The organism is Streptomyces sp. NPDC056948 (genome assembly GCF_042674225.1).
Lineage (GTDB): Bacteria > Actinomycetota > Actinomycetes > Streptomycetales > Streptomycetaceae > Streptomyces > Streptomyces purpurascens.
In genome coordinates, this window is sequence record NZ_JBHUQX010000327.1 from 1 (window position 1) to 11,047 (window position 11,047).

Consider the following 11,047-nt stretch of genomic DNA (forward strand, 5'->3'; position numbering starts at 1 on the left):
GCCCCTTCGCGCCTCACCGGCCCCATCGGCAGTTACCGCGCAACGCCCGACCTCATTGATCCGGGTGGTCACCGTGCACGGGGCCTGTCATCTCCGGTACCGCCGCGCCACTGCCGCGAAGGCGGCCTTGGGTTCCCATTCCATGTCGGGGTAGGTCTGCCCCCGGCGCCCTTCGAGGAGTTTGACGATGCCCAGGCCTGCCCGGTCCAAGTCGTCCCTGGGGTCGCCGTCGGGGCGGTGCGGGTAGCCGGGCAAGGCGAACAGGAACACGAACGCGCTGTCCACGCCCTCGGTCTCGAAGATCTCCAGCAGTTCGCTCAGATATGCGGCCTGGCCGGCCTCGTCACGCGCGTATATGCCGTTCAGCCGTACTGGGGCCCTGGTCTCAGGGTCGGACTCGACCACGTCCAGCACCCGCCCACCGCGGTCTCCCGCGCCGCGGTAGGCCGCGGTGCCGAACCCGGTGATGGCGAGCGGCTTCGGGCCTTGGGCCAGGGTGCGCACCGCGTCCCGGAACCGGTCGGCGACCTCGGCGGAGCGGATCAGCTCGAACGTCACAACGTCGAAGGGAGTCCAGTCGACCTGCTCGAACTGGATGGAGGCGTAGGTGAGCTTGCCGTGGAAGCGCTCGCGGACCGTGGCCGCGGCATCGCGGAGGAATGCGTTGACGCGCACGCCGAGCTCGCGCATCGCTTCGGCCCGCCGCTCGGGTTGGCTCATCAGCTGCCCGACCCGCTCCTCAGGGCTCCCTCCGGGCAGGAACCCGCGGTTCATCACGCTCAGCTCGACCCCCGCGACGAACACGACGGTGGCCCCCTGCTGCCGGAGCCGTTCCGCTCGCTCGGCGCAGTCGCGGAAGAGCGTGAGGATCTGCTCCGGATCCAGCTCCAGCGGATAGGGCGAGAACCAGACCTCCAGGCCGAGCTCGGCGGCGGCACCGGCGGCCAGCTCCAGTCGGTCCGGGTCGCCGCCGATGATCTGGATCGCGTTGCAGTGCAGGTCGTCGCGGATGATGGCGAGCTCGCGCCGGACCACCGCGGGGTCGAAGTGCTCGCGGGATATCTGGCCGTGCACGACGAACCCGGTGTCGTAGGTCATCCCTCTTGCCCGCATGGTGACGTCCTCTCCCTCGGTCTCGGTCGGGTCGAGGCTTACAGGAAAAGTGCGTGCACGCAAGTTTGCGTGCACGCAGCTCTGTGTGGAACGCTGGCACCGTGACGACACCACCACCAGGGCTGCGGGAGCGGAAGAAGCAGGCCACCCGCGAGGCGCTGCGCGAGGCGGCCCTGCGCCTGGCCATGGAGCGCGGACCGGATCAGGTGCGGGTCGACGACATCGCCGAGGCGGCCGGGGTCTCGCCGCGCACCTACAACAACTACTTCGCCAGCCGCGAGCAGGCGATCGTCTCCGCTGTCGCCGCGGACCGGGAGGCGCGGATCGCGGCGGCGGTCGCGGCCCGGCCCGCCGGAGTACACCTGGCGAACGCCGTCACCGAAGCAGTGGTCGAGCAGTACACGAACACCGGTGAGCATGAACAGGCGATGCTGCTGATCACCACCCGGACCGCGCTCCGCGACGCGTTCCTCGACACCACCGCCGACATCGAGCCCCCTCTCACGGCGGTGATCGCCGAACGCCTGGGTGATGCCGGAGCGCACACGGCCCGCGTTCTCGCGGCGAGCGTGGCCGCGGCGGTCCGCATCGCACTGGAAGGCTGGCTCCGGCCGGCCGAGACGGAGGGGGTTCCAGGGGCCGCCGGGAGTTTCGGTGTCGGAGGACTGGTCGTGCCCTCCGGGTCACTGCCCGACCAGCTCCGCGCGGCGCTGGCCCCGCTCGCGCCCGCGTTCGACGCCGCAGAGCGACGCACTCGGCAGTAGTCGACCCAACTGGGGCATCCGTCGATACGGCAGACGGGGCCGACCCGGGGTGGCAGGAGTGTACGTTCGTACATTCGCGAGTGTACGATCGTACGCATGCCGATGGACTACTTCGCGAACGACCCGCGCACCAACCTGGAGCGGATGCTCGCCGGCGACCTCTACATCGCCGACGACCCGGAGATCGCCCGGCGGCAGCAGCGGGCGATGCGGCTCGCCGCCCGGTATCTGGCCGCCTGCACCGAGGACGCCGAGGCGGCCCGGCCGCTGCTCGCCGAGCTGCTCGGCTCCGTGGGGGAGGGGGCCGAGGTGCGGCCGCCGCTGTACGTCGACTACGGCAGCAACATCTCCGTCGGGGCCCGCACCTTCGTCAACTACAACCTGACCGCGCTGGACGTCGCTCGGATCACCATCGGCGAGGACTGCCAGATCGGCCCCAACGTCCAGCTCCTCACGCCCACCCACCCCGTGGAGCCGGAGCCGCGCCGGGACAAGCTGGAGGCGGCCCGGCCGATCGTGATCGGGGACAACGTCTGGCTCGGCGGCGGAGTCATCGTGTGTCCCGGAGTGACCATCGGCGACAACGCGGTGATCGGCGCGGGGGCGGTGGTCACCAGAGACGTACCGGCCAATGTCGTCGCCGTCGGCAACCCCGCCCGCCCCGTCCGCAACTTCTGACCGGCGCCCGCTCATGGCCACCGGACACACGGACCCGCGGCGGCGCGACCGCATTCTCGCGGCCACGCTCGACCACATCGCCGACGAGGGAGTCGCCGGCGTCTCCCACCGCAAGATCGCCGTCCGGGCCCAGGTTCCGCTCGGCTCGATGACCTACCACTTCACCGGCATCGACGACCTGCTGCGCGAGGCCTTCACCCGCTTCGCCGACCACATCGTGGCCGTCTTCGAGCGGCATCTCGGTCGCGCCGGGACCGCCGAAGAGGCCCGCGAGGCCGTCACGGACCTCGTGCACACCCTCTCCGAGGGGCCCCGCCGCGATTTCGTCCTCGCCCATGAGCTGTACACACTGGCCGCCCGGCGCCCGGAGTACCGCGAACTCACCCACACATGGATGCGCCGCAGCCGCCTGCTCCTGGAGCAGCACTTCGACGCGGACACCGCCCGTCAGCTCGACGCGCTCATCGAGGGCCTGACCCTGCACCGCGCCCTCGACACCGAGCCGCAGAGCCGCGAGCTGACGCGGCTGGCGGTCACGCGCCTCACGACCGCCGCGGTCACGCCCCCTGTCGCTTGAGGTCCGCCAGCAGTCGGTGCAGCGGCTCCGTCGCCCGGCGGCGGTACTCCTGGACCGCCCAGCCGTTCCCGTCCGGGTCTGTGAAGTGCATGAACGTGGCGCCGTCGTCCGGCGTGTACTGGACCGGCTCCGAGACATCGAGGCCGCGTTCGACGAGCTCCGCGTGGGCCGCCTTGATGTCGGCGACGCACAGTTGCAGGCCCTGGTACGAGCCGGGGGCCGGAGTGGGGCCCGGTGTCATCTCCCAGATCGATTCGCCGAGGGCGATCGAGCAGCCGGAACCCGGAGGGGTGAGCTGGACGATCCGCATCCCGGGCATGACCTCCTGGTCGATGTCGACGTGGAAGCCGACCTTGTCCCGGTAGAAGTCCCGGGCACGGTCGATGTCGGTGACGGGCAGCGGGATCACTTCGAGAGTGAAGTCCATGGCGTGACTCCTTCGTCAGGCATCCGTCGGGCAACGGACTACGGCTCAGGCGAACCGCCACCGCGTCTGGCTGAACGGCTCCCCCTTACCGAAGCCGAAAACCGTGCCTGGCGCCACCGCGTAGACGGCCGCGTGCCCCGCACCGTGGTGGAAATAGCCCTCGCGTACCTCGAAGTGCCAGAAGCTGCCGTACTTCGCCTCCCACCCGGCGGCCAGTTCGCGTAGCCGGGCGTCGTCGGTCACGCGCCTCGCCTCGCCCTCCACCACCAGGTCGTAGCCCTTGTCCCAGGTGTTCGTGCCGGTGGTGAGCACGACGTGCGGGTTCTGCGCGAGGTTTCTCGCTTTGCGCTCCTCCGGGCCCGTGCAGAAGTGCAGGGCGCCGTCCGACCAGATCGCAGGGAGTGGGGTGACGTGCGGGCGCCCGTCCGGTCGTACCGTCGTGATCCAGAACAGTTCCGCCGCCGTGAGCCGCGCTTCGGCCTCCTGCCAGTCGGTCGCGGTGGCCTTCTCGTCGCTGTAGCGCGGATCCAGCCTGGTCTCGGGTCGCATGGTGGTCATCAGCCGTCCTCCTGACCTCTCGCCTCGGGGCAAGCTCCTGAGAGGGCAGACCCCGTCCGCCTGCCGAACTCATCGGAGCCTGACCGGGGGTCTGCGACTAGGCTCGGGGCCGTACGACCTTGATCCGCAGAAGTTCAGAAGAAGACCGAAGCAGATCCGAAGCAGGTCCGAAGCACGTCCGAGACGAGTCCGAGGGAGGCCCGGGATGACGGCGGCGCCGGGGCGCAGGAGCAGTACCTTCACACGGCTGCTGCGGCACGGCTTCACCGACGCCTCCGCCGCCGAGCGGCTCCTGGACAGTGCCGAGCTCATGCCCCTGCGCGACGACCCGGTGCTGCTGGAAGCGCTGGGCGGGACCGCCGACCCCGATCTCGCGCTGCTCGGACTCGTCCGGCTGCTGGAGGCCCAGCGGAACCCCGGCGCCCGCCAGGAACTGCTCGACACGCTGATCGCGGCCAAGCCGCTGCGCGACCGGCTGCTCGGCGTGCTCGGCGCCTCCACCGCCCTCGCCGACCACCTCACCCGGCACCCGGACGACTGGCAGGCGCTCGTCATGTACGAGGCGTACGACCTGCACCCCGGGGTGGAGGAGTTCGAGGCCGGCCTCGCGGAGGCCACCGACCCGGTCTCCCTGCGCGTCGCCTACCGGCGCTGCCTGCTGTCCATCGCCGCCCGGGACGTGTGCGGCACGACCGGCGTCGCCGAGTCCGCCGCCGAGCTCGCCGACCTCGCCACCGCCACCCTGCGCGCCGCCCTCGGTCTCGCCGAGGCCGCCGCGCCCGAGGACGCCGCCCTGTGCCGGCTCGCCGTCGTCGCGATGGGCAAGTGCGGCGGCCACGAGCTGAACTACGTCTCCGACGTGGACGTCATCTTCGTGGGAGAGGCCACCGAGGGGGCCGACGAGACCAAGGCCGTGCGGGCCGCGACCCGGCTCGCCTCGCACATGATGCGGATCTGCTCGGAGACCACGGTCGAGGGCTCCATCTGGCCCGTGGACGCCAACCTCCGGCCCGAGGGCAGAAACGGTCCGCTGGTACGGACCCTCTCCAGCCACCTCGCCTACTACCAGCGCTGGGCCAAGACCTGGGAGTTCCAGGCGCTGCTCAAGGCCCGCCCGGTCGCCGGTGACCTCAGCCTCGGCGAGGAGTACGTCGCCGCCGTCCAGCCCCTGGTGTGGAAGGCCGCCGAGCGCGAGAACTTCGTCCCCGACGTGCAGAAGATGCGCCGCCGGGTCGTGGAGAACATCCCCGTCGCCGAGGTCGACCGCCAGCTCAAGCTGGGCCCGGGCGGCCTCAGGGACGTCGAGTTCGCCGTGCAGCTCCTCCAGCTCGTGCACGGCCGGGCCGACACCTCCCTGCGCAGCGGCACCACGCTCGACGCGCTCAAGGCCCTCGCCGCCGGCGGCTACGTCGGCCGTGCCGATGCCGCCCAGCTCGACGAGGCCTACCGCTTCCTGCGCTCCATGGAGCACCGGATCCAGCTCTTCCGGCTGCGGCGGACCCACCTCGTCCCCGAGGACGAGGCCGAGCTGCGCCGCATCGGCCGCTCCCTCGGCCTGCGCGCCGACCCGGTCGCCGACCTGCACCGCGAGTGGCGGCGGCACGCCACCGTCGTACGCCGGCTGCACGAGAAGCTGTTCTACCGGCCGCTGCTCGACGCGGTCGCCCAACTGGCACCCGGAGAGGCCCGGCTCAGGCCCGAGGCGGCCCGGGAGCGCATGGTCGCCCTCGGCTACGCGGACCCGGCCTCCGCCCTGCGTCATCTGGAGGCGCTGGCCTCCGGCGTCACCCGCAAGGCCGCCATCCAGCGCACCCTGCTGCCCGTCCTGCTGGGCTGGTTCGCCGATTCCGCCGACCCGGACGCGGGCCTGCTCAACTTCCGCAAGGTGTCGGACGCGCTCGGCAAGACGCCCTGGTACCTGCGGCTGCTGCGGGACGAGGGCGCCGCCGCGCAGAACCTCGCCCGTGTGCTGTCCGCCGGGCGGCTCGCGCCCGATCTGCTGATGCGTGCCCCGGAGGCGGTGGCGCTGCTCGGCGACGGGGACGGCGGCGGTCTCGAACCGCGCTCCCGCACCCATCTGGAGCAGGAGATACTCGCCGCCGTGAAGCGGGCCGACGGGGCCGCCCAGGCGGTCACCGCGGCCCGCGGGGTACGCCGCCGCGAGCTGTTCCGTACAGCCGCCGTCGACATCGTCGGCTCCTACGGCACCGAGGAGCAGCCCGCCGAGGCCGACCAGGGCGCGCTGGTGGACCGGGTCGGCGGCGCGGTCTCGGACCTGACGGCGGCGACACTCGCCGGCACGCTGCGGGCCGTGGTGCGGGAGGGCTGGGGCGACAGTCTGCCCACCCGGTTCGCGATCATCGGCATGGGCCGTTTCGGCGGGCACGAGCTGGGCTACGGCTCCGACGCGGACGTGCTGTTCGTGCACGAGCCGCGTGACGGTGTCGACGAGCAGGAGGCCGGGCAGGCCGCCAACAAGGTCGTCTCCGAGATGCGCCGCCTGCTCCAGATCACCAGCGCCGACCCGCCCCTCCTCATCGACGCCGACCTGCGCCCCGAGGGCAAGTCCGGGCCGCTCGTCCGGACCCTCAAGTCGTACGAGGCGTACTACCGCCGGTGGTCCCTGACGTGGGAGTCGCACGCGCTGCTGCGGGCCGAGCCCGTCGCCGGGGACGAGGACCTGGGCCGCCGGTTCATCGAGCTGATCGATCCGCTGCGCTACCGGGCGGACGGGCTCGGCGACGAGGCCGTCCGCGAGATCCGGCGTCTCAAGGCCCGTATGGAGTCCGAGCGGCTGCCGCGCGGCGCCGACCCCAAACTGCACGCCAAGCTGGGCCCGGGCGGCCTGTCCGACGTGGAGTGGACCGTGCAGCTCCTGCAACTGCGGCACGGCTCGGCGGAGCCGGGCCTGCGTACCACCCGCACCCGGGAGGCCCTGGCCGCCGCCCGCACGGCCGGGCTCATCACGGAGGAGGACGCCGCGACCCTGGACGAGGCCTGGGTCCTCGCGACCCGCGTCCGCAACGCGGTGATGCTGGTCCGCGGCCGGGCCGGCGACACGTTCCCCACCGAGCCCCGCGAACTCGCGGCCGTCGGCCGCTACCTGGGATACGGCCCCGGGCACGCGGGCGACATGCTCGACGCGTACCGCCGCACGGCACGCAGGGCCCGGGGCGTGGTGGAGGAACTCTTCTACGGGGTGGCGGAGCGCTAGGCAGACGGCCCGCGGCCGGTCCGAACCCGTACGCGGTGCCCGGACGAGGTGGATCTCGCCGGCACCAGGCGCGGCAGCGCGTACGGCTGGGAGCCGTACCAGAGTCTCGCCACCGTGAATCCGAAGGCCAGGCAGAGCATGCCGCCCACCGCGTCCAGCCAGAAGTGGTTGGCGGTGGCGACGATGACCACCAGGGTCAGCGTCGGGTACAGCAGGCCCAGCACCCGCACCCAGGGGACCGACGCCAGCGCGAAGATCGTCAGGCCGCACCACAGCGACCAGCCGATGTGCATCGACGGCATCGCGGCGTACTGATTGGACATGTGCTTCAGGTCGCCGGACGCCATCGATCCCCAGGTCTGGTGGACCATGACGGTGTCGATGAAATCGCTGCCGTTCATCAGGCGCGGGGGCGCCAGGGGATACAGGTAGTAGCCGACCAGGGCGACGGCGGTAGTCGCGAACAGCACCAGCCGGGTCGCCGCGTACCGGCCGGGATGCCAACGGAACAGCCACACGAGCACACCCAGCGTCACCACGAAGTGGAGCGTCGCGTAGTAGTAGTTCATGCCGATGATCAGCCAAGTCACCGCGTTCACGGTGTGATTGATCGACTCCTCCACGGCGATGCCCAGATGGTGCTCGACCTGCCAGATCCAGTCGGCGTTGTGCAGCGCCTCGGACCTCTGCTCGGGCACGGCGTTGCGGATCAGCGAGTACGTCCAGTAACTCACCGCGATCAGCAGGATCTCGAACCAGAACCGGGGCCGGCGCGGGGTGCGCGGCCGGTGCGGCGAACCCGGTCCGCTCGCGGCCGTAACGGTCTGCGGAAGGGCCGATTCCCGGCCTTCCGGCTTCGTCACGGTCGTATCACCCATAGGCACAAAGTCTGCCAGAAAAGGACTTCCCCACCGATCATCCCCCGGCGAGGCCCGGGTCGCATGTTCTCCCTACGGCGAGATCAGGCCACGACGTCAGGAACGGCCGCGATCCCCGGGTGCCGAAGCCGTCGAACCGCGCACCACCAGCTCCGGCATGAACACGAACTCGCTGTGGGGGGCCGGAGTCCCGCCGATCTCCTCCAGCAGCGTGCGGACCGCGGCCTGGCCCATCGCCGGGACCGGCTTGCGGATCGTGGTCAGCGGCGGGTCGGTGAAGGCGATCAGCGGCGAGTCGTCGAAGCCGACCACCGAGATGTCCTTCGGCACGTCCAGGCCGAGCTGCCGCGCCGCCCTGATCGCGCCCAGCGCCATCATGTCGCTGGCGCACACCACGGCCGTGCAGTTCCGCTCGATCAACGCCGTGGTCGCGGCCTGGCCGCCCTCCAGGGTGTACAGGGAGTGCTGGACCAGCTCCGACTCGACGGCCTCGGCGCCCAGGCCCAACTGGTCCTGCATCGTGCGCACGAAGCCCTCGATCTTGCGCTGCACCGGCACGAACCGCTTCGGCCCCAGGGCCAGCCCGATCCGCTGGTGCCCCAGGGACACCAGGTGCGTGACCGCCAGGCTCATCGCGGCGCGGTCGTCGGGGGAGATGAACGGCGCCTGCACCTTCGGCGAGAAGCCGTCGACCAGCACGTACGGCACGCCCTGCGCGCGCAGCCGGTCGTAGCGCTGCATGTCGGCGGTGGTGTCCGCGTGCAGCCCGGAGACGTAGATGATGCCGGCGACCCCGCGGTCGACGAGCATCTCCGTGAGCTCGTCCTCCGTGGAGCCGCCCGGGGTCTGGGTGGCGAGGACGGGGGTGTAGCCCTGCCTCGTCAGCGCCTGGCCGATGACCTGGGCCAGGGCCGGGAAGATCGGGTTCTCCAGCTCCGGGGTGATCAGCCCCACCAGGCCCTCGCTGCGCTGGCGCAGACGCACCGGGCGTTCGTAGCCCAGCACGTCGAGGGCGGCCAGCACGGACTGACGGGTGGTGGCGGCGACGCCCGGCTTCCCGTTGAGGACGCGGCTGACAGTCGCTTCGCTCACCCCCGCCTGAGCGGCGATGTCGGCAAGCCGTGTGGTCACAGCACTGGACTGTAGCGGCCGGGGACCTCCTTGCGCACCGACGGGACGCCTGGTGCGTGCCGTCCCACGGCCGGCTGCGGGTTGCTGGGTCATCGCGGTCCCCAAAAAGTCGAGAAGAGGTCGTGGCCGGCGTCCGATCCGCAACGGATGATTCCCCCGACGGAAGCGGATGGCAAGTGCTTGCAGAGTCTTGCACAGCTGTCCGACTCCCCGCCGAACAGCCGGAAATCCGTGTCCCACAGGGGCTGAAGCGAGGTCACGACGGGGTAACCATCCGCACCTCTTGCAACTTTTTGCTGCAAGGTCTTTCGCAAGTCCGTGAAGCGCGGCTAATCTCACCGACGCCCGGCCGCCAACGGCGCAGTCGGCAGCACGAACGGGCTGACCCTCAAGGAGAACTCATGCGGCGTGGCATAGCGGCCACCGCGCTGGTGGCGTCCCTCGCCCTGGCGGCGACGGCGTGCGGCGGAAGCGACAGCGGCGACGAGGCCGACGGCCCGGTCACCATCACCTGGTGGGACACCTCCAACGCCACCAACGAGGCCCCGACGTACAAGGCCCTCGTCAAGGAGTTCGAGGCCGCCCACAAGGACATCAAGGTCAACTACGTCAACGTCCCCTTCGACCAGGCGCAGAACAAGTTCGACACCGCCGCCGGTTCCAAGGGCGCCCCCGACGTGCTGCGCTCCGAGGTCGGCTGGACCCCGGCCTTCGCCAAGAAGGGCTTCTTCGCGCCGCTCGACGGCACCGAGGCCCTCGCCGAGCAGGACAAGTTCCAGCCCAGCCTGATCGAGCAGGCCAAGTACGAGGGCAAGACGTACGGCGTCCCCTTCACCACGGACACCCTCGCCCTCGTCTACAACAAGGCCCTGTTCAAGAAGGCCGGCGTCGAGGCCCCCAAGACCTGGGACGACCTGAAGAAGGCCGCCGCCACCGTCAAGGACAAGACCGGCGTCGACGGCTACTGGGGCTCCACCCAGGCCTACTACGCGCAGAGCTTCCTCTACGGCGAGGGCGCCGACACCGTCGACGCCGACGCCAAGAAGATCACCGTCGCCTCGCCCGCGGCCAAGAAGGCCTACGGCACCTGGCAGGGCCTGTTCAAGGGCAAGGGCCTGCACAAGGCCGACACCACCGCGGACGCCTACGCCCACATCCAGGAGGCGTTCGTCAGCGGCAAGGTCGCCTCGATCGTCCAGGGCCCGTGGGAGATCACCAACTTCTACAAGGGCTCCGCCTTCAAGGACAAGAACAACCTCGGCATCGCCACCGTCCCGGCCGGCTCCACCGGCAAGGCGGGCGCCCCGACCGGCGGCCACAACCTCTCCGTCTACGCCGGCTCCGACGCGGCCCACCAGAAGGCCTCGCTGAAGTTCGTCAACTTCATGACCTCGGCGAAGGCCCAGGAGACCATCGCGCTGAAGAACTCCACGCTCCCCACGCGCGAGGACGCCTACACCGCCGAGGTCAAGGCCGACCCCGGCATCGCCGGCTACCAGGGCGTGCTGTCCTCCGCCCAGCCGCGCCCGGCGCTGCCCGAGTACAGCTCCCTGTGGGGCCCGCTGGACGACGAGCTGATCGAGATCGCCGGCGGCAAGGAGTCCCTGGACAAGGGCCTCGGCGACGCCGAGACCGCCATCACCAAGCTGGTGCCGGACTTCTCCAAGTGACCGCCGCGTGGCCGCCGGATCCCCCGGGGGGAGGGGA

10 protein-coding genes are annotated in these 11,047 nt (G+C 71.0%); 5 read left to right on the forward strand and 5 right to left on the reverse strand.

The window, feature by feature from the left end:
• Positions 1–87 precede the first annotated feature (87 nt).
• Positions 88–1,098, reverse strand: a complete 1,011-nt coding sequence (locus ACFTZL_RS32510; protein WP_382590081.1) for a hypothetical protein — start codon at positions 1,096–1,098, stop codon at positions 88–90.
• A 116-nt stretch (positions 1,099–1,214) separates the two neighbouring features.
• Here ACFTZL_RS32510 and ACFTZL_RS32515 point away from each other — a divergent pair, with 116 nt between their 5' ends.
• The 3 genes from ACFTZL_RS32515 (at position 1,215) to ACFTZL_RS32525 (ending at position 3,132) form a co-directional block, all read left to right on the forward strand.
• Positions 1,215–1,877, forward strand: coding sequence for a TetR/AcrR family transcriptional regulator (locus ACFTZL_RS32515; protein WP_382590058.1), 663 nt, complete (start codon positions 1,215–1,217; stop codon positions 1,875–1,877).
• A gap of 96 nt (positions 1,878–1,973) precedes the next feature.
• Positions 1,974–2,555 (forward strand): sugar O-acetyltransferase, encoded by a 582-nt coding sequence (locus ACFTZL_RS32520; RefSeq protein ID WP_382590061.1) that lies wholly within the window; start codon positions 1,974–1,976, stop codon positions 2,553–2,555.
• Between the two features lie 13 nt (positions 2,556–2,568).
• Positions 2,569–3,132 carry a TetR/AcrR family transcriptional regulator gene (locus tag ACFTZL_RS32525; RefSeq protein WP_382590064.1) on the forward strand — a complete coding sequence of 188 codons (564 nt, stop codon included), beginning with the start codon at positions 2,569–2,571 and terminating at the stop codon, positions 3,130–3,132.
• On the opposite strand, the gene ACFTZL_RS32530 is transcribed toward ACFTZL_RS32525, so the two are convergent.
• Positions 3,113–3,559: a VOC family protein gene (locus ACFTZL_RS32530; RefSeq protein ID WP_382590067.1), complete on the reverse strand. Its 447-nt coding sequence runs from the start codon at positions 3,557–3,559 to the stop codon at positions 3,113–3,115. The genes ACFTZL_RS32525 and ACFTZL_RS32530 overlap by 20 nt on opposite strands.
• Before the next feature lie 45 nt (positions 3,560–3,604).
• Positions 3,605–4,117 (reverse strand): pyridoxamine 5'-phosphate oxidase family protein, encoded by a 513-nt coding sequence (locus ACFTZL_RS32535; protein ID WP_382590069.1) that lies wholly within the window; start codon positions 4,115–4,117, stop codon positions 3,605–3,607.
• Between the two features lie 205 nt (positions 4,118–4,322).
• On the opposite strand from ACFTZL_RS32535, the gene ACFTZL_RS32540 reads away from it, so the two are divergent.
• Entirely contained in the window at positions 4,323–7,331 is a 3,009-nt protein-coding gene (locus ACFTZL_RS32540) for a bifunctional [glutamine synthetase] adenylyltransferase/[glutamine synthetase]-adenylyl-L-tyrosine phosphorylase (RefSeq protein ID WP_382590071.1), read from the forward strand.
• Here ACFTZL_RS32540 and ACFTZL_RS32545 read toward each other — a convergent pair.
• Positions 7,328–8,209 (reverse strand): phosphatase PAP2 family protein, encoded by an 882-nt coding sequence (locus ACFTZL_RS32545; protein ID WP_382590074.1) that lies wholly within the window; start codon positions 8,207–8,209, stop codon positions 7,328–7,330. The two genes, ACFTZL_RS32540 and ACFTZL_RS32545, sit on opposite strands and share 4 nt — an antisense overlap.
• 96 nt (positions 8,210–8,305) lie before the next feature.
• The gene (locus ACFTZL_RS32550; RefSeq protein ID WP_193477606.1) at positions 8,306–9,340 is read right to left on the reverse strand and encodes a LacI family DNA-binding transcriptional regulator; all 1,035 of its coding nucleotides are present in this window, start codon (positions 9,338–9,340) and stop codon (positions 8,306–8,308) included.
• Positions 9,341–9,741: 401 nt separating this feature from the next.
• Here ACFTZL_RS32550 and ACFTZL_RS32555 point away from each other — a divergent pair, with 401 nt between their 5' ends.
• Positions 9,742–11,010 carry an extracellular solute-binding protein gene (locus tag ACFTZL_RS32555; RefSeq protein WP_382590078.1) on the forward strand — a complete coding sequence of 423 codons (1,269 nt, stop codon included), beginning with the start codon at positions 9,742–9,744 and terminating at the stop codon, positions 11,008–11,010.
• The last annotated feature ends 37 nt before the right edge of the window (positions 11,011–11,047 follow it).